We start from the raw sequence: 24,597 nt of genomic DNA, 5'->3' as shown, positions 1-24,597 counted from the left end.
GGAGCATGCGATGCTGCCCGGCTGGCTGATCGTCGCGGCGTCCTTCGCCTACCTGCTGCTGCTGTTTGCCGTGGCGTATTTCGGCGACCGCAGGGCGGATCAGGGGCGCTCGGTCATCGACAACCCGTGGGTGTTCAGTCTTTCGCTCGCCGTCTATTGCACGGCGTGGACCTACTTCGGCAGTGTCGGTCGTGCCGCTTCGGGCGGGTTGTGGTTCCTGCCGACCTATCTCGGGCCGACCTTGGGCCTGGCACTGGCCTGGCTGGTGCTGCTGAAGATGATCCGCATCGCCCGCAGTCAGCGCATCACCTCCATCGCCGACTTCGTGGCCTCGCGCTACGGCAAGAGCCATCTGCTGGGCGGACTGGTGACGCTGATCGCGGTCGTCGGCATCGTGCCGTATATCGCGCTGCAGCTGAAGGCCATCTCCAGTGGCTATGCACTGCTGGTCGGCGAGCACGACAACCTGTTTCGCGTCGCAGCTTCCGGTGGCTGGTGGCAGGACGGGACGCTCTACATCGCACTGACGCTGGCGGCATTCACGGTGCTGTTCGGCACCCGCCACCTCGACACCACCGAGCGCCACGAGGGCATGGTGGCCGCGATCGCCTTCGAGTCGGTGGTCAAGCTGCTGGCCTTCCTCGCGGTCGGGATCTACGTGACCTACTGGCTCTACGACGGTTTCGGCGACCTCTACGCGCGCGCGGTGGCGATGCCCGAACTGCACAACCTGCTGGTCTTCGATGGCGGGGGCAAGCTGGGCTACGGCGGCTGGTTCGCCCACGTGCTGCTGGCGATGCTGTCGATCATCTTCCTGCCGCGCCAGTTCCAGATCGCGGTGGTGGAAAACGTGAACGAGCAGCACCTGCGCCGCGCCACCTGGGTCTTTCCCGCCTACCTGCTCGCGATCAACCTGTTCGTGGTGCCGATCGCCATCGGCGGTCTGCTCCATTTCGGCCAGGGCACGGTCGACCCCGATACCTTCGTGCTGACGCTGCCGATGGCGCACGACAACGTGGCGCTGGCGCTGTTCGTATTCATCGGCGGCCTGTCGGCAGCGACCGGCATGGTGATCGTGGAGGCGATCGCGCTGTCGACCATGGTGTGCAACGACCTGGTCATGCCCATGCTGCTGCGCAGCAAGCGCCTCGACCTGGCGCGCGAGCGCGACCTGACCGGACTGCTGCTTGGCATCCGGCGCGGGGCGATCGTGGTCCTGCTGCTGCTGGGCTATCTCTACTTCCGGCTTGCGGGCGAGGCCTACGCGCTGGTGAGCATCGGCCTGATCAGCTTTGCGGCGGTGGCGCAGTTCGCTCCGGCGGTGCTCGGCGGGATGTACTGGCGCGGCGGCACGCGCGAGGGGGCGCTCGCCGGGTTGCTCGCGGGCTTCGTGGTGTGGGGCTACACCTTGCTGCTGCCCTCGTTCGCGAAGTCGGGCTGGCTCGACCCGGGCTTCCTCACCCATGGACCGTATGGGCTCGGCTGGCTCAAGCCGGAGCAACTGTTCGGCCTGGCAGGCTGGGACAACATCAGTCATGCGCTGTTCTGGAGTCTGCTCGCCAACATCGGTGCCTATCTGCTGGTTTCGCTCGCGCGCGTGCCCACGGGGGCCGAGGCCACGCAGGGCGCGCTTTTCGTCGATGCGTTCCGGCGCGCAGACGGGCGTCCCGCAAGCTTCTGGCGCTCGGGTGCGGAGGTCCGTGACCTGCTGCCGCTGGTGGCACGGTTTCTGGGCCAGCGCCGCACCGAGGAGGCTTTCGGTGCCTACGCCCGCAGCCACGGCCTGGATGACCTGTCGCGGCTCAAGGCCGACCCGGAGCTTGTGCACTTCGCCGAGTCCTTGCTGGCAGGGGCGATCGGGGGGGCGTCGGCGCGCGTGATGGTGTCCACCGTCGTGCAGGAGGAGCCGCTCGGTCTGGGCGAGGTGATGGACATCCTCGACGAGGCCTCGCAGGTGCGCGCCTACTCGCACCAGCTCGAGGAGAAGTCCCGCGCACTGGAGGCGGCCACGGCCGAACTGCGCGCCGCCAATGAGCAGCTGAAGGAGCTCGACCGGCTGAAGGACGATTTCATGTCCTCGGTGACGCACGAGCTGCGCACGCCACTTACCTCGATCCGCGCGCTTTCCGAGATGCTGCTCGACGATGCGGAGATCGCGCTTGAGGATCGGCAGCGCTTTCTCGGCATCATCGTGTCGGAAACCGTGCGCCTGTCGCGTCTGGTCAATCAGGTGCTGGACATGGCGAAGATCGAGTCGGGACATGCCGAATGGCACAACACCGATATTGATCCGTGCGAGCTGGTGCGGCATTCGGTGGATGCGACCCTGCAGCTCTTCCGCGACCGCGGCGCGGTGGTGGAACTGCATCTCCCGGCTTCGGCGCCCACGCTGCGCGCCGACCACGACCGCCTGCTGCAGGTGATGCTGAACCTGCTTTCGAACGCCGCGAAGTTCGTTCCTGCAGGTAGCGGCCGGGTGGATGTCACGCTCGCATGCGACGATGCGCACATGCGCGTGGATGTGAAGGACAACGGACCGGGCATCGACCCTGCAACCCAGGCGGTGGTGTTCCAGAAGTTCCGCCAGGGTGGGGACGAGCACTCGCGGCCGCAGGGCACCGGGCTGGGGCTGCCGATCAGCCGGCAGATCATCGAGCACTTTGGCGGCCGTCTGTGGCTGCAGTCCGCGCCCGGAGAAGGCGCGACCTTCTCGTTCGAGCTGCCACTGACTTCGGCGGCGAGCGAGGGATGACATAGAATAGGCGTGGGGAGGAGAGAGATCGATGAACAAGAAGATCCTGATTGCCGACGACGAACAGAACATTGTCATCTCGCTGGAGTTCCTGATGAAGCGGGAGGGCTTCGACGTGGTCGTGGCCAACGACGGTGAGGAAGCCGTGCAGCGCATCCGGGCCGAGCGCCCGGACCTGGTGCTGCTCGACGTGATGATGCCGAAGAAGACCGGATTCGAGGTCTGTCAGGAGGTCAAGGCGGACCCCGCGCTTGCAGCGGTGCGCGTCCTGATGCTCACCGCCAAGGGGCGGGATACGGAGGTTGCCAAGGGGCTTGCGCTCGGTGCCGACGCGTACATGACCAAGCCCTTTTCCACGCGTGAACTGGTGGACAAGGTGCGCAGCATGCTGGAGCAATGAACCATGTCCGCCCGTGTGCGCTTCATTCTCGCGGTCATGGTGCTGTTCATGCTCATGACCGGGCCTTTCCTGCTTACGGCCCTGATCGTCTGGCTGGAGACGAGCGGTGAGGGGCGAACGCTGCTGATCGATGTGCTCACGCCGCACCTGACCCTGGGCACCGTGCTCACCGCGGTCGGTTTCGCGGCGGGGGTGGGCGTGGTGCAGAGTCTGTTCCGCCAGTACGTCCAGGGGCTGTTGCGCATGGCCGAGCACCTGCGGCTCATGGTGGGCGCCAATCGCGGTTTCCGCGTGCAGCCCGAAGGACCGCCCGAGGTGCAGGCGCTGGCCGCGGCTGCGAACGAGCTCGCGAGTCAGCGCGACGCGCTGATGTCCGATGTCGAGGCGCAGATCATGCGCGCCAAGGAGTCGGTGGAGCTCGAGAAGAACAGGCTCGCGGCGCTGATGTCGGAACTTACGCAGAGCGTGGTGGTGTGTAACCTCGACGGCCGTGTGCTGCTCTACAACAACCGGGCGCGCACCCAGTTCCGCGCGCTCTCCGATGCCCCCGGCGTCGCGGGTGGCGGCGAGTTGATCGGCCTGGGACGCTCGATCTACGGCGTGCTCGAGCGCAACCTGATTGCCCACGCGCTCGACTCCATCCAGCAGCGTCTTCGCCGCGGCGTTGCACAGCCGCAGGCCAATTTCGTCACCACCACGCGGGCGGGGCAGTTGCTGCGCGTGCAGATGTCTCCGGTGCTGTCCGTGGCTGGGGCCGCCCAGGAGGAAGAGGCCGCGGCGGCGCAGCCTGAGCGCGCCCTGACCGGCTTCATCCTGATGCTCGACAACATCACGCGCGATTTCGAGTCCGAATCCCGCCGCGACCAGATGCTGCATGGCCTGACCGAGGGCAACCGCGCGGCGCTCGCCAATGTGCGCGCAGCGGCCGACATGCTCGAGTACGACGACCTGCCCGAAGAGATGCGGGTGCGCTTCCGCAAGGTGGTGCGCGACGAGGTTGCGGCGATGAGTCAGCGTCTCGACCAGGCTGCGGCCGAGTTCGCCGACTCGGTCAAGGCGCGCTGGGAGCTCGAGGATATGCTCGGTGCGGACCTCATCGCCGCCGCCCAGCAACGCGTGGAGAAACGCATCGGCTTGCCCACCAAGATCGAGGAGGTGGATGAGTCACTCTGGGTCCGGGTGGACAGTTTCGCGCTGCTGCAGGCCATCACCTATCTCGCGAACCGGCTCTCCGACGAGTTCGAGGTGCGCGAGGTGCGTTTCCGTCTCACGCCTGCCGGCCGCCTCGCCCATCTCGACCTGATCTGGTCCGGGCAGGCGATGAGCACCGAGACAGTGATGAGCTGGGAACTCGAGCCCATGCAGATCGAGGGCGAGAACAGCCCGCTCAGCGTGCGCGATGTCATCGACCGCCATGGCGGCGAGATGTGGCTGGAGCGCGAGAAGGTACGCCATCGCGCGTTCTTCCGCATCCTGCTGCCGACCGCGACGCCGCAGGAGCAGGTCGAGGCCGACACCTACCTGCGCGGTGAAAGCCGGCCGGAATACTACGACTTCGATCTCTTCGCGTGGTCCGAGCGCTCGCATGGGCTGGAAGACCGGCTGCTGTCGGAGCTGACCTATACGGTGTTCGACACCGAAACCACCGGCCTGAACCCGTCCGGTGGCGACGAGATCATCCAGATCGGCGCAACGCGCGTGCTCAACGGCAAGCTGCTGCGCAGTGAATCCTTCGAGCAGCTCGTCGACCCCGAGCGACCGCTGGCGCCGGAGTCCGCGAAGATCCATGGCATCACCTCCGACATGCTGCGCGGGCAGCCGACCATCGACAAGGTGTTGCCGGCCTTCCACGCCTTTGCCGCCGATACGGTGCTGATCGCGCACAACGCTGCCTTCGACATGCGCTTCCTGCAGCTCAAGGAGGCACAGACCGGCTTGCGATTCGACCAGCCGGTGATCGACACGCTGCTGCTTTCGGCGGTGGTGCATCCGAACCAGGCGTCCCACCGTCTCGAAGCCATCGCGGAGCGCCTCGGGCTGACCATCGTGGGGCGGCACACCGCGCTGGGCGATGCGATCGTCACCGCAGAGGTGTTCCTGAAGCTGATCCCGCTGTTGGCCGAGATGGGTATTCGTACCTTGCGCGATGCGCGCGAGGCGGCGGAGAAGTCCTACTACGCACGGATCAAGTACTGATGCGGGCTGCGGGCGTGAGGCGCGTGGGGCGGCGGTCTTGAAGCGCAACGTCGGTTTCACGCGCCGGCTGCGCAAGTATTACGGGCTGTACACGCTCACCTTCGCGTTTTTCGTCGTTGCACTCGCGATCGGTGAGTCGCTGGGGCTTTCCGAGCGCGTGATCGGGCATGTTTTCCTGTTCGTGACCATCGCCATCTACGCCACGATTGGCGTGATGAGCCGCACCTCGGACGTGTCCGAGTACTACGTGGCCGGGCGGCGGGTGCCGGCGGTGTTCAACGGCATGGCGACCGCAGCCGACTGGATGAGCGCCGCATCCTTCATCGGTCTCGCCGGCACCCTGTACTTCAGCGGCTTCGAAGGGCTGGCCTTCGTCACCGGATGGACGGGCGGCTTCGTGCTGGTGGCGCTGCTGCTCGCGCCCTATCTGCGCAAGTTCGGGCAATACACGATCCCGGACTTTCTTGGCGCGCGCTACCAAGGCAACGTCGCGCGCCTGGTGGGGCTCGCCGCCGCGGTGCTGGCGAGCTTCGTCTACCTCGTGGCGCAGATCTACGGCGTGGGGCTGGTGACCAGCCGATTCGTCAGCGTGGAGTTCGAGATCGGACTCTTCATCGGCCTGGCGGGCATCCTGGTGTGTTCCTTTCTCGGCGGCATGCGGGCGGTCACCTGGACCCAGGTAGCACAATACGTGATCCTGATCATCGCCTACCTGGTGCCGGTGGTGATCCTGTCCTACAAGCTCACCGGCATTCCGATTCCACAGGCGGTGTACGGCACCGTGCTGCAGCAGATCAGCGAGCGGGAGGAGGTGCTGTTTGCCTCGCCCACGGAGCGCGAGGTGCGCGACATGTACGCGGCGCAGGCGAACAACCACGCGGCGAAGATCGCGGCCCTTCCTGATTCGCTCGAGGTCGAACGCCAGGCACTGATCGATCAGGTCAATTCGATGCGCATCAACCATGCGCCTGCGCGGGACATCGCGCTGACCGAGCGGGCGCTGCGCGATCTGCCCGCCACCCCGGCGCAGGCCCGCGAGCAATGGGAGCTCAAGCGCCTGGAGGCGCTCGAGCGTTCGAAGCCCCCGCCACGGCATGCCGAGGCCCATCCGGGCAGCACGCCCGCGCTGTCCGCGGTCGCACGCAACAACTTCCTCGCGCTGATGTTCGTGCTCATGGTCGGCACTGCGGCGCTGCCGCACATCCTGATGCGCTACTACACCACGCCAGGTGTCATGGAGGCGCGGCGCTCGGTCGCGTGGTCGCTGTTCTTCATCTTCCTGCTCTACGTGACCGCACCGGCCTACGCGGTGTTTGCGAAGTGGGAGGTGTATCACAACCTGGTGGGCTCGAGCATTGCGATCCTCCCCGACTGGGTCGCCTCCTGGGGCAGGGTCGGGTTGGTGACGCTCGACGACCTCAATGGCGACGGGGTGCTGCAGCTTGCGGAGCTGCGCTTGAACACCGATGTCATCGTGCTCGCAACGCCGGAGATCGCCGGTCTCCCCTACGTCGTATCGGGCCTTGTGGCGGCCGGGGGGCTGGCCGCTGCGCTGTCGACCGCCGATGGGCTGTTGCTGACGATCTCGAACGCGCTGTCGCACGACCTGTACTACAAGGTGATCAACCCGCAGGCCTCGACGCACCGCCGTCTGGTGATCTCGAAGTCGCAGTTGCTGGTGGTTGCGGTGGTGGCGGCGTGGGTGGCCTCGCTGCGCCCGGACAACATCCTGTTCATGGTCGGGCTGGCCTTTTCGATCGGCGCTTCGGGGTTCTTTCCCGCGCTGGTGCTGGGGATCTTCTGGAAGCGGGCCAACCGGCCCGGGGCGGTGACGGGCATGATCGTCGGGCTGGCGGTCGCGCTGTTCTACGTGGTGCGCACGCACCCCTTCTTCGGCGGGTCCATGGCGAACGCATGGTTCGACATCAACCCGATCTCGGCCGGGGCCTTCGGCGTACCCCTGGGCTTCCTGACGATCTTCGTCGTCAGTCTGCTGACCAAGCCGCCGCCGCAGGAGATCCAGGATCTGGTGGACTATGTGCGCTACCCCGACCTGCCGGGGCAGGACCGACCGCAAGGCTGATCCGGCCCTTGAAGCGTGGCCGATGCACCCCACATAGGGTTCAGTTCAACGATTCCCGAGGATGCCCGCAATGCGCTTCGACAAGCTCACTACCAAATTCCAGCAGGCCCTGGCCGATGCGCAAAGCATCGCCGTGGGGAACGACCAGCAATTCATCGAGCCGCTGCACCTGCTGCAGGCCCTGCTCGAGCAGGACGACGGCGGCAGTGTGTCGCTGTTGCAGCGTGCCGGTGTCAATGTGCCACCGCTCAAGGCCGCGACCGTTAAAGCCATCGGCCGGCTGCCCAAGGTCGAAGGCCATGGCGGCGAGGTCAGCATCGGACGCGATCTCAACAATCTCCTCAACGTCACCGACAAGGAGGCGCAGAGGCGCGGCGACCAGTTCATCGCCAGCGAGATGTTCCTGCTCGCGTTGTGCGAGGACAAGGGCGAGGCCGGCCGGCTGCTGAAGGAGAACGGACTGAATCGCAAGGCGCTCGAGGCCGCGATCGAGGCCGTGCGCGGGGGTGCCAGCGTGGGCAGCCAGGATGCCGAGGGACAGCGCGAGTCGCTGTCGAAGTACTGCCTTGACCTGACCGAGCGTGCACGCAGCGGCAAGCTGGACCCGGTGATCGGCCGTGACGACGAGATCCGCCGCGCGATACAGATCCTGCAGCGTCGCACCAAGAACAACCCGGTACTGATCGGCGAACCCGGCGTAGGCAAGACCGCGATCGTGGAGGGCCTGGCGCAACGCATCGTCAACGACGAGGTCCCCGAGACGCTCAAGGGCAAGAAAGTGCTGTCGCTCGACATGGCCGCGCTGCTCGCCGGCGCCAAGTACCGCGGCGAGTTCGAGGAGCGTCTCAAGGCGGTGTTGAAGGAGATCGCCCAGGAAGAAGGGCGCATCATCCTCTTCATCGACGAGATCCATACCATGGTCGGCGCCGGCAAGGCCGAGGGCGCGATGGATGCCGGCAACATGCTCAAGCCCGCGCTTGCCCGCGGCGAACTGCATTGCATCGGCGCGACCACGCTGGACGAGTATCGCAAGTACATCGAGAAGGACGCCGCGCTCGAGCGCCGCTTCCAGAAGGTGCTGGTCGACGAGCCGACGGTGGAGGCGACGATCGCCATCCTCCGTGGTCTGCAGGAGAAGTACGAGATCCACCACGGCGTCGACATCACCGACCCGGCCATCGTTGCCGCGGCCGAGCTGTCACACCGCTACATCACCGACCGCTTCCTGCCCGACAAGGCGATCGACCTGATCGACGAGGCGGCCGCGCGCATCAAGATGGAGATCGACTCGAAGCCGGAGGTCATGGACAAGCTCGACCGCCGCATGATCCAGCTCAAGATCGAGCGCGAGGCGGTGAAAAAGGAGAAGGACGAGGCCTCGCAGAAGCGTCTGCAGCTGATCGAGGAAGAACTCGCCAAGCTGCAGCGCGAGTACAACGACCTGGAGGAAATCTGGAAGGCCGAGAAGTCCAAGGCCGCGGGCTCGGCCCACATCAAGGAAGAGATCGACGCGCTGCGTGCGCAGATGGCGGAGTTCCAGCGCAAAGGCCAGCTCGACAAGGTCGCCGAGCTGCAGTACGGCAAACTGCCGCAACTCGAGGGCCAGCTGAAGATGGCCGAGCAGGCGGGCGAGAACGCCACGCCAAACAAGCTCTTGCGTACCCAGGTTGGTACCGAGGAGATCGCCGAGGTGGTGTCGCGCGCCACCGGCATCCCGGTGAGCAAGATGATGCAGGGCGAGCGCGAGAAGCTGCTGAAGATGGAAGACAAGCTGCACGAGCGCGTGGTCGGTCAGGACGAGGCCGTACGCCTGGTGGCCGACGCCATCCGACGTTCGCGCGCGGGCCTGTCGGACGAGAATCGCCCGTACGGCTCCTTCCTCTTCCTCGGCCCCACCGGCGTGGGCAAGACCGAACTGTGCAAGACGCTGGCGAGCTTCCTGTTCGATTCCGAGGAGCACCTGATCCGCATCGACATGAGCGAGTTCATGGAGAAGCACTCGGTCGCCCGCCTGATCGGCGCGCCGCCGGGCTACGTCGGCTACGAGGAAGGCGGCTATCTGACCGAGCAGGTGCGGCGCAAGCCCTACAGCGTGATCCTGTTCGACGAGGTCGAGAAGGCGCACCCGGACGTGTTCAACGTGCTGCTGCAGGTGCTCGACGATGGCCGCATGACCGACGGCCAGGGGCGCACGGTGGACTTCAAGAACACCGTGATCGTGATGACCTCCAACCTCGGCAGCCAGATGATCCAGGCCATGGCTGGCGACGACTACGGCGTGATCAAGCTCGCGGTGATGGCGGAAGTCAAAACGTATTTCCGCCCCGAGTTCATCAACCGCATCGACGAGGTGGTGGTGTTCCATGCGCTCGACGAGAAGCATATCGCCGGCATCGCTCGTATCCAGCTTCAGTACCTCGAGAAGCGTCTGGCGCGGCTGGAGATGGGGCTTGAGGTGACCGACGGTGCGCTGGCCGAACTGGCGAGTGCGGGCTTCGACCCGGTTTTCGGCGCCCGGCCGCTCAAGCGCGCGATCCAGGAGCGCATCGAGAATCCGCTCGCGAAGGCGATCCTGGAAGGCAGATTCGCTGCCAGGGACCGCATCCGGGTCGACGCCCGTGAAGGCGCGCTGGTGTTCGACAGGCTCGCCTGAAGACGACTGGAATTGCGCCCGCGCCCGGGTGGCTGAGAAGCCCCCGGGCGTTGTCGCGCCTGCAGCCAGATCAGGCGGTGAATGCGTTAAACTGCTGCCTTTCGTGCGCGGAGGGGTTCGTTCGGACCCGTCATGCGCATACGACTCCCGTCAGTTCCCACGGAAATCGAGATGTTCGAATCCATTCGCAAAAACAAGCGGGTCGCACAGGTCATCCTGGCGCTGCTCATCATTCCTTTCGCGTTCTTTGGCATGGATGCGTATTTCAGCGACTCCGCCCGGGGCAACGATGCCGCCACAGTCGGTGGCAGCAGCATCAGCACCTTCGAGTTCGACGATGCGCTGCGCAACCAGCAGGACCGTCTGCGCGAGAGCGCAGGGGGGCAGATCAACCGCGAACTGCTCGACTCTCCCGAGCTTCGCAAGGCGGTCCTGGACAACCTCATCAACCAGCGTGTGCTTGCGTTGTACGCGCTCGACAGCCGGCTGGTGGTGACGCCCGCCCAGCTTCAGGACACGATCGCGGGCGTGCCCGCATTCCAGGAGGAGGGGCGCTTCTCGCTACAGCGCTACGAGACCATGCTGCGCGCGCAGGGGATGACGCCCGCGAGCTTCGAAGCGCGCCTGGCGCAGGACGTGCGCATCCAGCAGGTCGTGGCCGCGGTGGGCGATGCGGGTTTTGTGCCGGAGGCCTCGGCGCGCCGCTTCCTCGACGCGCAGCTTGAAGAGCGCAAGGTGCGTGAGTTGCGTTTCGCGGCTGCCGACCATGTCGAAGGCGTCGAGATCACGGACGAGCAAGTCGCGGCGTTCTACGCACAGAACCCGGCGCGCTTCGAGCAGCCCGCCCGCGTGCAGGCCGAGTACCTGATCTTCGACCGTGCAGCCGTCGAGCAGAAGATCGAGATCGCAGACGATGCTGTACGCGCCTTTTACGACGGCAACCCGCAGCGCTTCGGTGTGGCCGAGGAGCGCCGTGCCCGCCACATCCTGCTCGCGCTCGATGCGGGTGCGGAGCAGGCCGAGGTTGATCGGGTGATGGCGGAGGCACGCGGCCTGGTCGAAACCCTGCGCTCCGATCCGGCCCGCTTTGCGGATCTGGCGAAGGAGAAATCCCAAGACCCGGGTTCAGCCAGTCGTGGCGGCGACCTCGGTTTCTTTGGGCGCGGTGTCATGGTCGGCGCCTTCGAGGAGGCCGTTTTCTCGCAGGCACCGGGGCAGGTTGGGGATCCGGTGCGCAGCGAGTTTGGTGTGCATGTGGTGGAGGTCACCGAGATCAAACCGGCTTCGCTTCGTGCCTTCGACGAGGTACGCGGCGAGATCCTCGCCGAGTTGCGCGCGCAGGAGGCCGGGCGGCGCTTTGCCGAGCTGGCCGAGCAGTTCGCCAACACGGTTTATGAGCAGCCCGATACCCTGGCGCCGGCCGCAGAGGCGCTCGGTCTGGAGGTTCGTACCACCGACTGGATCAGCCGGGATGCCCCGGCTGCGGCGCCCTTCGACAACGCACGCCTGATCAGTGCCGTGTTCAGCGAAGAGGCGGTGCAGAAGGGCCACAACACCGAGGCGATCGAGATCGCTTCAGGCGCGCTGGTTTCCGCGCGCGTGAAGACCTTCGAGGCTGCAACCCAGTTGCCGCTGGAGGCCGTTCGCGAGCGCATCGTCGGTATGCTGCGCGACGAGCAGGGCAGGGCGCGGGCCGAGGCGGCGGGCAAGGCGACGCTGGCCCGCCTGGAGAAGGGGGAGTCGGTCGAGGCGAAGTGGAGCGAGGAGCGCGCCGCACAGCGTGGAGCGCCGAGTCTTCCCGCGGCAGCCATGCAGGCTGTGTTCTCCGCGGCGACCGAGGCGCTCCCGGCGCACGTCGGCGTGCAGTTACCGGAGAGTGCCTATGTGATTTATCGCATCGAGGCGGTGACCCGCCCCGATCTGGACAAGGACGATCCGCGCGTGGAGGCGGTGGCTTCGCAGTATGCGCAGCTGCTTGCAGGGCGCGATTTTGGCGCCTTCCTTTCCGATCTGCGTCAGCGCTACGAGGTGCAGGTCAATCAGGCAGTGTTGCAGAAGCCCTGAGCGTTGAGCGCCCCGTGGCGCTCAGCGGCAGGCACGCCGACAGGCTCTCTGCAGCGAACGCTGCCCGCTGTACAGACATGAAAAAGCCCGGGCTCTCGAGTCCGGGCTTTTTGCTGGCTAGGAGATTGCCGACCGGAACTGCTGGTCGGCAGGCATTGCCAGGCTTACTGCGGCAGGGGCAGGGCGTTGCCGAGGGCGGTGGTGTTGAAGCCGCCGTCCACATACATGATCTCGCCGGTGATGCCGCTGGCGAGGTCCGAGCAGATGAAGGCTGCGGCGTTGCCGACCTCTTCGATCGTGACGTTGCGGCGCAGCGGTGCGTTATGTTCGTTGAAGGCGAGCAGCTTGCCGAAGCTGCCGATACCCGAGGCGGCCAGGGTCTTGATCGGGCCGGCGGAGATCGCGTTGGCGCGCGTCCCTTCCGGACCGAGGGTCACGGCGAGGTAGCGCACCGAGGCCTCGAGGCTCGCCTTGGCCAGACCCATGATGTTGTAGTTGGGCATGGTGCGTACCGCGCCCAGGTAGGACAGGGTGAGCACCGAGCCGTTGCGGCCCTTCATCATCGGGCGTGCAGCCTTGACCAGCGCGGGGAAGCTGTAGGTGCTGACTTCCTGCGAGATGCGGAAGGCTTCGCGGGTGAGCCCATCAAGGAAGTCGCCCTCGAGCGCTTCACCGGGGGCGAAGGCGATGGAGTGCACCAGGCTGTCGAGCCCGTCCCAGTGCTGGCCGATCTGTTCGAAGAGGCCGGTGATCTGTGCGTCGTCCTGCACATCGAGCGGGAAGATCAGCGTGCTGTCGAAGTCGGCCGCCAGTTTGGCGACGCGGTCCTTGAAACGTTCGTTCTGGTAGGTGAAGGCGAGCTCCGCGCCCTCGCGGTGCATGGCCTTGGCAATACCGTAAGCGATCGAGCGGTTGCTGAGCAGGCCCGTGATCAGGATTCGTTTGCCGGCAAGAAAGCCCATGGATCGATACTCCTATTGTCAAGGCGGGAATTATAGCCAAAACCCCGGCCGGGATAGGCGCCCCCGATCGCGTCCGGCACCAAAAGCTGCCAGAATCCACGGCTCCGACGCCCCGACCGCCCAACTGAAGCCTCCACGTGCGCTGGACCCAAAGCCTTCTCCGAGCCCTACGCTGTGCCTGCGCCTTCCCCGCTGGACGGGGAGTGGGCCTTGTGCGTGCGCGCCCTGCGGTGCTGTTGCGGGTGGGCATCGCTGTGCTCGCCGCCTCGCTTGCCGCGGGCTGCGGCGATGTATGGAATGACCCGTATCCGGTTGCCGAGCGTGGCGGCAACGTGCTCTATACCGCCTTCACCGAGCGCCCGAAGCATCTGGATCCAGTGCAGTCTTACAGCGAGGATGAGGCCACCTTCCTGTACCAGATCGTCGAACCCCCGCTGCAGTACCACTACCTGAAACGGCCCTATGCGCTGGAGCCGGCGACAGCCGACGGGATGCCGCGGCTGCGTCGCCTCGATGCGGCCGGACGCGAGCTGGCCGCGGACGCCGATCCGGCCAGGGTCGCCCGCACCGTGGTGGAAGTACGCATCCGCCCAGGCATCCTGTACCAGCCCCACCCTGCGTTTGCTCGCGGGGAAGATGGTCGCCCGCGTTATCTGGGTCTGAGCGCGGCCGATCTGCGCAGTGTGCGCGGCCTGGCCGATTTCCCCGAAACCGGGACGCGCGAGCTGCGTGCTGCGGACTACGTCTACCAGATCAAGCGCCTTGCCCATCCGCGGCTGCATTCGCCGATCTTCGAGCTCATGGCGGAGTACCTGCCGGGCTTGAAGACCTTGCAGGCGGATCTGCAGGCCGCGCTGGACGCAGGGCGTGCAGCAGACGGAAAGCCGCATGTGGCTGACGGGGCGGCGGGGCCGGCCACCGGATGGCTGGACCTCGACCGCTTCGATCTGCCCGGGGTGGAGGTGGTGGATGAGCAGGTCTATCGCATCACGCTGCAGGGTGCCTACCCGCAGTTCCTGTACTGGCTCTCCATGCCCTTCTTCAGTCCGGTGCCGCGCGAGGTCGACCGCTTCTTCGCCCAGCCGGGCATGGTCGAGCGCAACCTCACGCTGGACTGGTGGCCGGTTGGCACCGGGCCCTACATGCTGGTCGAGAACAATCCGAATGCGCGCATGGTGCTGGCGCGTAACCCCAACTACCGCGGCGAGGCCTATCCCTGCGAGGGCGAGCCGGGGGATGTCGAAGCCGGCCTGCTCGCCGACTGCGGCAAGCTCATGCCCTTCATCGACAAGGTGGTGTTCTCGCGTGAGCGCGAGGGCATTCCATACTGGAACAAGTTCCTGCAAGGCTATTACGACGCTTCGGGCGTGTCCTCGGACAACTTCGATCAGGCCGTGTCGCTGACCAGTCAGGGCGAGGTCTCCCTGTCCGAGGACATGGAGGACAAGGGCATCCGCCTGCTGACCTCGGTTTCGCCATCGATCTTCTACCTCGGCTTCAACATGCTTGATCCGCTGGTGGGCGGCGGCGCGTCGAAGGCGGAGCAGGCGCGTGCGCGCAAACTGCGCCAGGCGATCTCGATTGCGCTCGACATGGAGGAGTTCGTGTCGATCTTCCTCAACGGGCGGGGACTGCCGGGCATGAGCCCGTTGCCGCCGGGCATCTTTGGCGCGCGCGAGGGCAGGGCGGGCATCAACCCTGTCGTCTATGCGTGGCAAGGCAACGAGGCGGGAGGCCGCCCGGTGCGCCGGGGCGTCGACGCGGCGCGCCAACTGCTCGCAGAGGCTGGCTGGCCCGACGGGCGCAATGCGCAAACCGGCGAGCCGCTGGTGATCCATCTCGACACCACGCCCGGCGGGCTGGGCGACAAGGCGCGCTCGGACTGGTTGGCGAAGAAATTCCGGGATCTGGGGGTGCAGTTCGTGGTGCGGCCGACTGATTTCAACCGCTTCCAGGACAAGGTGCGCAAGGGCAATGCACAGCTCTTCTTCTTCGGCTGGAACGCGGACTACCCGGACCCGGAGAACCTGCTCTTCCTGCTCCATGGTCCGCAGGGCAAGGTGAGGTTCAATGGCCAGAACGCGGCCAACTACGAGAACCCCGAGTACGACGCGCTGTTCGAGCGCATGAAGGCCATGCCCGACGGCCCCGCGCGCCAGCAGATCATCGATCGCATGGTGGCGATGCTGCAGCAGGATGCGCCCTGGATCTTCGCCTTCCACCCGATGTCGTATTCGCTTCAGCATGGGTGGTTGTTGAACCGCAAGACCGGGGCGATGGTGCGTAATACGATGAAGTACCAGCGCCTCGACATCGAGCGCCGCGAGGCCGCGCGCGCGCAGTGGAACCGGCCGGTGCTGTGGCCGCTGGGGCTGGTTGCGCTGCTGCTGCTGGCGCTGGTGGCGCCGGCGGTCCTGCACTGGCGGCGGAGCGAAACCGCCACCGCGCAGACGGACACGGGGACTTTGCGCTGATGCTGGCCTATCTCCTGCGCCGCGTGCTGTACGCGGTTCCGATCCTGATCGGGGTGAACCTGCTGACCTTCGTGCTCTTCTTCGTGGTGAACTCGCCCGACGACATGGCGCGCATGCACATCGGCGTCAAGCGGGCCACGCCGGAGGCGATCGAGCGCTGGAAGGTGGAGCGCGGCTACGACAAGCCCATGTTCGTGAACGCCTCGGCCGAGGGGCCGGCGCGTTTCACCGAGACGATCTTCTTCGACAAGTCGCTGCGCATGTTCGCGCTCGAGTTCGGTCGCGCCGACGACGGTCGCGACATCGGCCAGGAGATCCGCGACCGCATGGGGCCGTCGCTGGCGATCGCGGTTCCGACCTTCATCCTCAGCCTGTTCGTGTCGATCAGTCTAGCGCTGCTGCTGGTGTTCTTCCGCGCCACCCGGCTGGATTTCTGGGGCGTCGTGCTGTGCGTGGCGATGATGTCGATCTCCAGCCTGTTCTACATCATCGGCGGGCAGTGGCTGGTATCGAAGATGTGGGCGCTGGTGCCGATCTCGGGCTACGCCCCCGGACTGGATGCGGCGCGCTTTCTGGTGCTGCCGGTGCTGATCAGCGTGCTGGCCGGAATCGGCTCGTCTGCGCGCTGGTACCGCACCATCTTCCTCGAGGAGATCTCCAAGGACTACGTGCGCACCGCGCGTGCGAAGGGCCTGTCCGAACTCGCGGTGCTGTTCCGCCACGTGCTGCGCAATGCGCTGATCCCGATCCTGACCGGCGTGGTGGTGGTGGTCCCGCTGCTGTTCATGGGCAGTCTGCTGGTCGAGTCCTTCTTTGCGATTCCGGGGCTGGGCAGCTACACGATCGACGCGATCAACGCGCAGGACTTCGCGGTGGTGCGGGCGATGGTCTTCATCGGCTCGGTGCTGTACATCATCGGCCTGATCCTGACCGACCTCTCCTACACGCTGGCCGATCCGCGGGTGAGGCTGGAATGAGTGCGCCACTGGAGACCGCGATGCGCTTCCAGCCGGTGCTGCTGTGGACCGACGCGCTGCTGTTCCTGCTGCTCGGGCTGGGCGTGCTCGCGGTCTTCCATGTCCGCAGCCAGCCGCCCTTGTGCGAAGCGTGGCGCAAGGTGGGCCGGCGACCGGTCGGTATGGCGGCAGCCACCGTGCTGCTTGCCTTTGTCGCCATAGGGGTGCTTGACAGCCTTCATTACCGCGAACTGCTGCCGCCGGCGGGCGCGGGCGCGGAGGTGGGGCAGTCGGCGAACGAGGCGAATGAGGTGGGCGAAGCAGGCGGGTCCGGGCGTACGGGGGCGATGCCGGCGGCGCGGTACTCCACCGAGGTCGTTTCGGTGCTCGATGCCCTGCTTTCGCCGCTGCGGGCGCAGACCGAAAAGACCTACTCCGCACCGTTCGCATGGACGCTGTACCAGCGCGAAACCATCGAGTTGCCCGATGGCCGACAGGTGCGCGAGTACCCGCGGCTCGTGCACGGAGCCGTGCATCTCGATCTGCCCGCTGAAGCGCGCACGGGGGACGTGGGCGCACGCCTGCTGCGCGCGCTGGGGCAGGCCGTGCTGTGGTGGTGTGGTGCGTTCCTGGTCCTCGCCACCGCGGTGTGGCGGGGCAGCGGTCTGGGCTGGAGCGAGGTCGCGGGGGCGATGCTCGTCGGCCGGACCGTGCTGGCGTGGCGTGCGGCGCTGCTGACGCTGGGTGTGCTGTTGCTGATCGCAGCCGCCTGCGTGCAGCTCGCGCCCTACTACCATGTGCTGGGTACCGACAAGGTGGGGCAGGACGTGCTGTACCTGGCGCTGAAGAGCGTGCGCACCGCGCTCGTGATCGGCACAGTGACGACGCTCGTGATGATGCCCTTCGCGGTGGCGCTCGGCATCGCCGCAGGGTATCTCGGTGGGTGGGTGGATGATGTGGTGCAGTACCTCTACACGGTACTCAATGCCATCCCCGGGGTGCTGCTGATCGCGGCCGCGGTACTGATGATGCAGGTGGTGATCGATACGAACCCACAGTGGTTCGACACCGCCGCCGAGCGGTCGGATGCGCGCCTGCTGGCGCTGTGCTTCATCCTCGGCATCACCAGCTGGACGGGCTTGGCCCGTCTGCTGCGCGGCGAGACGCTGAAGCTGCGCGAGCTGGAGTACGTGCAGGCGGCACGCGCCTTCGGTGTGCGCACACCTGCCATCCTGCGCCGCCACATCCTGCCCAACGTCATGCATATCGTGATGATCGCGTTGGTGATGGATTTTTCCGGCCTGGTGCTGGCCGAGGCGGTGCTGTCCTACGTCGGTATCGGTGTCGATCCGACCACGATCAGCTTTGGCACCATGATCAACATGGCGCGTGCCGAACTTGCGCGCGAGCCGATGGTCTGGTGGTCACTGGCCGCAGCCTTCGTGTTCATGTTCGTGCTGGTGCTGGCAGCGAATCTGTTCGCGGACGCGGTGCGCGACGCTTTCGATCCGCGCCGGGGCTAGTGCGTCGCAGCCTTGGCCGGCGTGCGCGCCCCGCGGCGACTATATAAAAAAGGGATTCCCCATGAGAGCGCCTCGATTCGACAACCGCTTCGTGCGCGAGCTGCCCGGCGACCCGGAGGAAGGGCGGCATGTACGCCAGGTGCATGGCGCCTGCTATTCGCGTGTCGAACCCACACCGGTGCGTGCGCCGGCGCTGCTGGCGTGGTCGCCGGAGGTGGCCGGCTTGCTGGGCATCGACGATGCGGACATCCGCAGCCAGGTGTTCGCCGAGGTATTTGGTGGCAATGCGCTGCTTCCGGGCATGGAGCCCTATGCCGCATGCTATGGCGGCCACCAGTTCGGCAACTGGGCGGGCCAGCTTGGCGACGGGCGGGCGATTACGCTGGGCGAGACGATCAACCCGCAGGGCGAGCGCTGGGAGTTGCAACTCAAGGGCGCCGGCCCGACGCCGTATTCGCGCCGCGCGGACGGCCGTGCGGTGCTGCGCTCCTCCATGCGCGAGTTCCTGTGCAGTGAGGCCATGCATCACCTCGGCGTGCCGACCACGCGTGCACTCAGCCTTGTCGCCACGGGCGAACAGGTGGTGCGGGACATGTTCTATGACGGACATCCGCGCCCAGAGCCGGGCGCCGTCGTCTGCAGGGTGGCACCTTCCTTCATCCGCTTTGGCAACTTCGAGATCCTTGCTTCGCGCGGCGAGGAGGCCGTGCTGGGGCAACTGATTGACTTCACTATCGACCGTGACTTTCCCGGATTGTGCGCGGCCGAGTCGGACCCTGCGCGCCGGCGGGTGCGCTGGTTCGAGGAAGTGTGCCAGCGTACCGCGGAGTTGATCGCGCACTGGATGCGGGTCGGTTTCGTGCATGGCGTGATGAACACCGACAACATGTCCATCCTCGGCCTGACCATCGACTATGGGCCCTATGGCTGGATCGACAACTACGATCCCGACTGGACGCCGAACACGACTGACGCGGGTGGTCGCCGCTATCGCTTCGGCCATCAGGCCCGGATCGCGCACTGGAATCTGTGGCAACTCGCAAATGCCCTCCATCCGGCGATCGGTCAGGCCGAAGCGCTGGAGCAGGCGCTGGCCGCCTTTCCGGATCGGTACGATGCGGCCTATCGGCGCATGATGCAGGCCAAGCTCGGCCTTGCGCAGTGGCAGGGGGGCGACGATGACCGGCTGCTGGAGCAACTGCATGCAGCACTGCAGGCCGGTGAGATCGACATGACCCTGTTTTTCCGCACCCTGGCCGGGCTCGACGAGCATGCCCCGCAGAGCGGTCCGTTTGAACCGGCGTTCTACGACCCCGTACGCCGTCAGCAGAGTGCCGAGGCCCTGCAGGCTTGGCTGGTCCACTATGCCGCGCGCCTGCGACAGGAGGGGCGCCCGCAGGCGCTGCGCAAGGCGGAGATGAACGCAGTGAACCCCCTCTATGTGCCCCGAAACTATCTTGCGCAACAGGCCATCGACGCGGCCGAGCAGGGGGATCTGTCCGAGTTGGAACTGCTGATGAAGGTGCTGCGCACCCCCTATCGCGAACAGCCTGGCTATGAGCGCTTTGCGGCACGCAGGCCGGACTGGGCGCGTGCGCGTGCTGGCTGCTCGATGCTCTCCTGCAGTTCCTGAGCGGGTACTGCAGGAGTCCGCCTGGCCTTGAGTAGGGTGTAGCCTAGTTCTTTCGACCTAGGTCGGCATTCGATTGGGCAATGGAAACCTGGGGCGAACGGGCTTACGATAGGAAAAAAAATACGGCCCGCGATCATGTGCACTTGGCGCAGGACGTGGGTCGTCATTCATCGATGATGGCCGGCACCGATTCCAGGGGGCTGTTTCGCGTGCATTCGATAACAAAAAGAGCGTCCGTCCGGGAGGTGCTGGCGGACATGCCGATTCTGCAAGGCAGTGATCCGCGCGTGCTGGATATCCTGGCAAGCGAAGCTGCATTCGTCCGGTTCTCGCCTTCCGCCTCGATCTTCGAGCGTGGTTCGGTGCCGACCGGGATCTTCTTCGTGTGCAGTGGCGCGGTGCGCCTGATGTCGCATGGCCCGGAGGGGCGGCCGAAGGTGGTGGAGATCTTCGAGACGGGCGGAATGTTCGGCGAGATCGGGGTCTTCACCGGACACCGTTACCGGACCTGGACGCAGGCCGTGGGCACCGCGTTGCTGATCCACGTTCCCAGGGAGCGGATCCTCGAGGCGGTGGCGCTCGACGCCGCCTTGTCGAACCGCATGCTGGAGGCGGTCTGCGCGCGGATCCAGCGTCTTATCGATGCGATCAGTTGCACTGCTGCCGGAACCGCTTCGGTGCGGGTTGTGAGCTACCTGCTCGATCAGTACGACCGGCTGGAACGGCCCGAGGCGGGCGTCATCCTGCCCGCGCCCAAGAAGACCATCGCCTCGCTCCTCAATCTCACGCCCGAGACCTTCTCGCGGGTGCTGCGCAGCCTGGTCGAGGACGAGCTTCTCAGCGTGACGGGGAGGCGGATTCGTGTGCGTAACCGTTCGCAGCTGGCTCGTCTGCTCGAATGCGCTGCGGCCGAGTCACAGCCGGCCGAAGGCTGATCCGCGCCTTCCCTGCGCTGCTGAAGAACAAAAAAGAACGCCACCACATTTTGTGGTGGCGTTCTTGCGTGGCTTGAGGAGCCCGATCAGGCGCTATTGGCCTGTTGCGCTTCGAGTGCGATCTGGCGGTCGACCGACGACTCGTAGTATTCCTCGGCGAACGCTCCCTCCGGCTCCTTCAACCAGATGAAGCACACGAGCCAGCTGACGAAGGCGCCGCCGGCGATGATGAAGAAGAACTGCTCGGCGGTGGTGAAGGTGAAGAGCGTGAGGTAGAACACCGCGCCCACGTTGCCGTAAGCGCCAGCCATACCGGAGATCTGTCCGGTCACACGGCGCTTGATCGACGGGATGATGCCGAAGGTGGCACCTTCGGAGCCCTGCACGAAAACCGAGCAGGCGATCGTCACGGCGACCGCGATGAACAGCGGCCAGGTTTCGTTCATCAGCCCCATCAGCACGAAGCCGACGCCGATGCCGAACATGTACGACAGCATCACGAAGCGGCGGTTACCCATACGGTCGGAGACGAGACCGCCGATCGGGCGGGCGAAGAGGTTGACAAAGGCGAAGGAGGACGCGATGAGACCGGCGGCTGCTGCCGAAAGACCCCAGGTCTGCTCGAAGAACATCGGCAGCATCGACACCACGGCCAGTTCCGCACCGAAGTTGGCGAAATAGGTGGTGTTGAGCGCCGCGACGCTATTGAACGGGTATCGGTCGTCCTCGGGCACGCCCTGCTTGAGGATGGGCACGTTCACTCGAAGGATCTGGATGATCTGGTAGATCACGCCAAAGGCGATCAGTGCATGGAAGAGCCAGGCCGTGCCGCTGTCGATGTAGCCCATCTTTTCGACCCGCCATACGAGCACTGAGAGGATGCCCAGCAACGGAATCGTCATGATGATCAGCTTGATCATGTCCGCCCAGGTGCTGACCTCGAGTGCTGCGGTCTTGCGCGGCTTGCTGTGGGTGTTGGTGGGGCCGTCGGTGATTGCGAACCAGTAGAAGACGCCATAGACCGCCATCACGATGCCGCTCATCGCGAGCGCCCATCGCCAGCCATCATCGCCGCCGAACATGGTGAGCGCGATGGTCGGGAGCGTCATGGCTGCCGCGGCCGAGCCGAAGTTGCCCCAGCCGGCATAGAAGCCCTCGGCAAAACCGATGCTGCGCGGCTTGAACCAGAGCGCGGTCATGTGGATGCCGACGACGAAGCTGGCGCCCACGCTCGACAGCACCAGGCGCGACACCAGCAACTGCGTCTTGGTGGTGCCGAATGCGAAGAACAGGGCGGGGATGGCCATGGTGACCATCAGGATGGAGAACACACGGCGCGGACCGAAGCGGTCAAGCGCGGCGCCGACCAGGATGCGGGCCGGGATGGTGAGTGCGACGTTGCAAATTGCGAACAGCCGGATGTCGTCCTTCGTCAGCCAGTCGGCGCTGCGCAGCATGCTCGATGCCAGCGGCGCCATGTTGAACCAGACATAAAAGCAGATGAAGAAGGCAATCCAGGTCAGGTGCAGTGCCCTGATTTCGGGATTCCGGTACTTGAAGAGATCGGCTACGACCATTTTGGGGCCTCGATGCGTGATGAGGAGAAATCGTTTTCTCTGTCAGGCGCTTGTTCTTGTTTTGATGTTCCGGCTCAGCTCGGCAGGATCAGCAGTGGGCATTCCACGCGGCGGGCGAGGAATGCGCTGACGCTGCCGAAGGTCATGTAGTCGACCTCGTCGACGAAATAGGTCAGGGATTTCGCGATGAAGCCACCGTCGGGCTGATGGCTGTGGCGGGCCACGACGAGGATGTCGGGCGTGTGTTTCTTGGTGGCGGCGAGAATCATCTTGCGCGCGTCGCCTTGCGCGAACAGCGCATGCGCCTTGATGCCTTCCTTGGAGCAGAAGGCCAGGGCTTGATCCACCCCCTGGCGCAACTCCTCGGTTTCCTGGTCGAAGAACTCCAGGTTCTTGTCGGTGGAGTCGCCCGGGTTCTCCACCACGGTCACGAGGGTGATCTCGGGGGAGAGTCTGCCGAACAGGGTGACGACCTGCGCGAGGGCAAGCTTCGCATTACGTGAGTCGTCGTACGCAATCATGATCTTCATGGAACACCTCCAGTTGGCGGTCTGACCAGCCGGAGTGCGCTTGCGGACGATGACCTCGGATAGTGCTGAACACAGGCCGTGTTTCAGCCGAACCCTGGAGACGAACGATTCACTCCCCGGCATTTCGGAAATCAGTCTAGACCCCGCTTAGGAGGGTCGCCATAAGCCGGAAGGAGGGTAGGGCAATTCGAAAAAAGGCGCCTGTTAATGCGAATGGGGAATTGATGCCAATGTGCTTTCTGTGTTAGCAAATAGCTGTTTTATATTGATTTTTGATTTAGCTCAAAAAATATCCGCCAATTAATATCACGGCTTGACTAAAGAAAGTCAAGGCGTGATGTAAAAACTCGCCGAGAAAAACCATTCAATTTTTTTAGAGCTGGATTTGTTTGGTCTTTGATTTCATCTTGATTTTTTTGATTGAAGTGGATCATGTTTTTGGCATGTTCTGGAATCTGAGTAGTTCCGGGGGGAGGTGGTGATACGGGGTGTGGCCTAGTTCGAAAGGTGTAGGTTGAGAGGCTGCGCCCTTTGTGCCTCCTGCTTTTGGCGAATGGTGCGCAGGCAGTTGCATGCCTATGCTTCGGACTGTTCCCGAGGGGGTCGGGTGTGCAGGAGTGGTCCGACGTGGCAACGCGCAGGTATCAGCAGCTTTCCGTGCTCATCATGAGCACGACGGCATTCACGATGTGTTTCGCGGCGTGGATGCTGTTCGCGGTGATCGGCATCCCGATCAAGGAGATGCTTGCGCTCAATGAGACCCAGTTCGGCCTGCTTGCGGCCACGCCGGTGCTGACGGGCTCACTCGTCCGACTACCGCTGGGGATGATGACCGACCGATTTGGCGGCAGGGTCGTCTTCTTCGTGCTGATGCTGTGCACGGTTCTGCCCATCTACCTGATCGGGCACGCCACGGAGTACTGGCAATTCCTGCTGGCCGGTCTGTTCGTAGGTCTGGCTGGAGGGTCGTTTTCGGTGGGGATCGCCTACTGCGCGCGCTGGTACGAGCGTGCGCAGCAGGGGTTTGCGATGGGCGTGTTCGGCGCGGGCAACTCGGGCGCCGCCGTCACGAAGCTGGTGGCGCCCACGCTGGTGGTGCTGTTCGGCTGGGCTGCGGTGCCGCAGATCTATGCTGCGGCCATGCTGATCATCGCGCTCGCGTTCTGGTTTTTCACCTATGACGATCCTTCGCATCGCGTGTCCTCGACGGTGACCTTCCGCGAGCAGCTGCGTGTGTTGAAGGATCCGCGCGTGTGGAAGTACTGCCAGTACTACTCGATCGTGTTCGGCGGCTATGTGGGCTTGTCGCTGTGGATGACCAAGTACTACGTCGCCGAGTTCGGTCTGGGGATCCAGGTGGCGGCACTGCTTGCGGCCTGCTTCTCGCTGCCAGGCGGGGTCCTGCGCGCCGTGGGCGGGTGGCTGTCGGACCGCTACGGCGCGCACAAGGTCACCTGGTGGGTGATGTGGGTGTCGTGGATCTGCCTGTTCCTGCTCTCGTACCCGCATACCGAATTCACCGTCCAGACCGTGGATGGGCCGCGAACCTTCGCGATTCATCTGAATGTCTGGGTCTTCACCGCGCTGTTGTTCGTCGTTGGCGTGGCCTTCGCCTTCGGCAAGGCCTCGGTGTTCAAGTACATCTCGGACGAGTTTCCCAAGGAGATCGGTGCAGTGTCGGGCATCGTCGGCCTGGTGGGTGGCATGGGTGGCTTCCTGCTGCCCATCATGTTCGGCGCGCTGCTCGATCTCACCGGGGTGCGCTCGAGCGCGTTCATGCTGCTCTACGGCGTGACCTGGGTGTCGCTGATCTGGATGTACTGGACCGAGGTGCGCCGCACCGATGTGCTCGAGGAGCG

General features: G+C 65.1%; 15 protein-coding genes. 12 read left to right on the top strand and 3 right to left on the bottom strand.

All coding sequences use genetic code 11. The annotated features are described in order from the left end of the window. The first annotated feature begins 10 nt into the window (after positions 1-10). From ACUH78_RS15845 to ACUH78_RS15820, 6 genes are all read left to right on the top strand, one after another. On the top strand, positions 11-2,752 hold the full coding sequence (locus ACUH78_RS15845) for an ATP-binding protein (protein WP_445333973.1): 2,742 nt from the start codon (positions 11-13) through the stop codon (positions 2,750-2,752). A gap of 31 nt (positions 2,753-2,783) precedes the next feature. Beyond that, positions 2,784-3,152: a response regulator transcription factor gene (locus tag ACUH78_RS15840; RefSeq protein WP_418365015.1), complete on the top strand. Its 369-nt coding sequence runs from the start codon at positions 2,784-2,786 to the stop codon at positions 3,150-3,152. A 3-nt stretch (positions 3,153-3,155) separates the two neighbouring features. Further along, positions 3,156-5,348 carry a 3'-5' exonuclease gene (locus tag ACUH78_RS15835; protein ID WP_418365014.1) on the top strand — a complete coding sequence of 731 codons (2,193 nt, stop codon included), beginning with the start codon at positions 3,156-3,158 and terminating at the stop codon, positions 5,346-5,348. Between the two features lie 37 nt (positions 5,349-5,385). Beyond that, the gene (locus tag ACUH78_RS15830; protein ID WP_418365013.1) at positions 5,386-7,431 is read left to right on the top strand and encodes a sodium:solute symporter family protein; all 2,046 of its coding nucleotides are present in this window, start codon (positions 5,386-5,388) and stop codon (positions 7,429-7,431) included. 70 nt (positions 7,432-7,501) lie between these two features. After that, a complete protein-coding gene (gene clpB / locus ACUH78_RS15825) occupies positions 7,502-10,084 on the top strand; it encodes an ATP-dependent chaperone ClpB (protein ID WP_445333974.1) in 2,583 nt (860 codons plus the stop codon). Between the two features lie 171 nt (positions 10,085-10,255). Continuing rightward, positions 10,256-12,148, top strand: coding sequence for a SurA N-terminal domain-containing protein (locus ACUH78_RS15820; protein ID WP_445333975.1), 1,893 nt, complete (start codon positions 10,256-10,258; stop codon positions 12,146-12,148). A gap of 164 nt (positions 12,149-12,312) precedes the next feature. On the opposite strand, the gene fabI is transcribed toward ACUH78_RS15820, so the two are convergent. Further along, the gene (gene fabI, locus ACUH78_RS15815) at positions 12,313-13,110 is read right to left on the bottom strand and encodes an enoyl-ACP reductase FabI (protein WP_418365011.1); all 798 of its coding nucleotides are present in this window, start codon (positions 13,108-13,110) and stop codon (positions 12,313-12,315) included. A gap of 230 nt (positions 13,111-13,340) precedes the next feature. Here fabI and ACUH78_RS15810 point away from each other — a divergent pair, with 230 nt between their 5' ends. From ACUH78_RS15810 to ACUH78_RS15790, 5 genes are all read left to right on the top strand, one after another. Further along, positions 13,341-15,584, top strand: coding sequence for an ABC transporter substrate-binding protein (locus ACUH78_RS15810; RefSeq protein WP_445333979.1), 2,244 nt, complete (start codon positions 13,341-13,343; stop codon positions 15,582-15,584). Then, entirely contained in the window at positions 15,584-16,561 is a 978-nt protein-coding gene (locus tag ACUH78_RS15805; RefSeq protein WP_418365009.1) for an ABC transporter permease, read from the top strand. The genes ACUH78_RS15810 and ACUH78_RS15805 overlap by 1 nt, the downstream gene beginning before the upstream one ends. 20 nt (positions 16,562-16,581) lie before the next feature. Further along, a complete protein-coding gene (locus ACUH78_RS15800; RefSeq protein WP_445333980.1) occupies positions 16,582-18,063 on the top strand; it encodes an ABC transporter permease in 1,482 nt (493 codons plus the stop codon). A gap of 61 nt (positions 18,064-18,124) precedes the next feature. Then, complete coding sequence (locus ACUH78_RS15795) at positions 18,125-19,696, top strand: protein adenylyltransferase SelO (RefSeq protein WP_445333976.1); 1,572 nt, start codon at positions 18,125-18,127, stop codon at positions 19,694-19,696. 80 nt (positions 19,697-19,776) lie between these two features. Further along, entirely contained in the window at positions 19,777-20,631 is an 855-nt protein-coding gene (locus ACUH78_RS15790) for a Crp/Fnr family transcriptional regulator (protein ID WP_445333977.1), read from the top strand. Positions 20,632-20,717: 86 nt separating this feature from the next. Here the strand turns inward: ACUH78_RS15790 and ACUH78_RS15785 are convergent, their stop codons facing one another. Further along, positions 20,718-22,208 carry an MFS transporter gene (locus ACUH78_RS15785; RefSeq protein ID WP_418365006.1) on the bottom strand — a complete coding sequence of 497 codons (1,491 nt, stop codon included), beginning with the start codon at positions 22,206-22,208 and terminating at the stop codon, positions 20,718-20,720. A gap of 74 nt (positions 22,209-22,282) precedes the next feature. Then, positions 22,283-22,738, bottom strand: a complete 456-nt coding sequence (locus tag ACUH78_RS15780; RefSeq protein WP_418365005.1) for a universal stress protein — start codon at positions 22,736-22,738, stop codon at positions 22,283-22,285. Positions 22,739-23,404: 666 nt separating this feature from the next. On the opposite strand from ACUH78_RS15780, the gene ACUH78_RS15775 reads away from it, so the two are divergent. Continuing rightward, positions 23,405-24,597, top strand: a 1,193-nt coding sequence (locus ACUH78_RS15775) for an MFS transporter (protein WP_445333978.1), incomplete at its 3' end; no start/stop codon positions are given.

It is taken from the genome of Thauera sp. ZXT1-4, assembly GCF_052598215.2.
The sequence above is the reverse complement of the archived record's forward strand: the minus strand, read 5'-3'. Positions and strand labels throughout refer to the sequence as shown.

What these genes read in the sequence shown, in the direction of transcription:
- ACUH78_RS15795 (WP_445333976.1), top strand. Translation starts at nt 18,125, where the DNA reads ATGAGAGCGCCTCGATTCGACAACCGCTTCGTGCGCGAGCTGCCCGGC.
- ACUH78_RS15835 (WP_418365014.1), top strand. Translation starts at nt 3,156, where the DNA reads ATGTCCGCCCGTGTGCGCTTCATTCTCGCGGTCATGGTGCTGTTCATG.
- ACUH78_RS15840 (WP_418365015.1), top strand. Translation starts at nt 2,784, where the DNA reads ATGAACAAGAAGATCCTGATTGCCGACGACGAACAGAACATTGTCATC.
- ACUH78_RS15800 (WP_445333980.1), top strand. Translation starts at nt 16,582, where the DNA reads ATGCGCTTCCAGCCGGTGCTGCTGTGGACCGACGCGCTGCTGTTCCTG.
- fabI (WP_418365011.1), bottom strand. Translation starts at nt 13,110, where the DNA reads ATGGGCTTTCTTGCCGGCAAACGAATCCTGATCACGGGCCTGCTCAGC.
- ACUH78_RS15845 (WP_445333973.1), top strand. Translation starts at nt 11, where the DNA reads ATGCTGCCCGGCTGGCTGATCGTCGCGGCGTCCTTCGCCTACCTGCTG.
- ACUH78_RS15805 (WP_418365009.1), top strand. Translation starts at nt 15,584, where the DNA reads ATGCTGGCCTATCTCCTGCGCCGCGTGCTGTACGCGGTTCCGATCCTG.
- ACUH78_RS15820 (WP_445333975.1), top strand. Translation starts at nt 10,256, where the DNA reads ATGTTCGAATCCATTCGCAAAAACAAGCGGGTCGCACAGGTCATCCTG.
- ACUH78_RS15790 (WP_445333977.1), top strand. Translation starts at nt 19,777, where the DNA reads ATGGAAACCTGGGGCGAACGGGCTTACGATAGGAAAAAAAATACGGCC.
- clpB (WP_445333974.1), top strand. Translation starts at nt 7,502, where the DNA reads ATGCGCTTCGACAAGCTCACTACCAAATTCCAGCAGGCCCTGGCCGAT.
- ACUH78_RS15785 (WP_418365006.1), bottom strand. Translation starts at nt 22,208, where the DNA reads ATGGTCGTAGCCGATCTCTTCAAGTACCGGAATCCCGAAATCAGGGCA.
- ACUH78_RS15780 (WP_418365005.1), bottom strand. Translation starts at nt 22,738, where the DNA reads ATGAAGATCATGATTGCGTACGACGACTCACGTAATGCGAAGCTTGCC.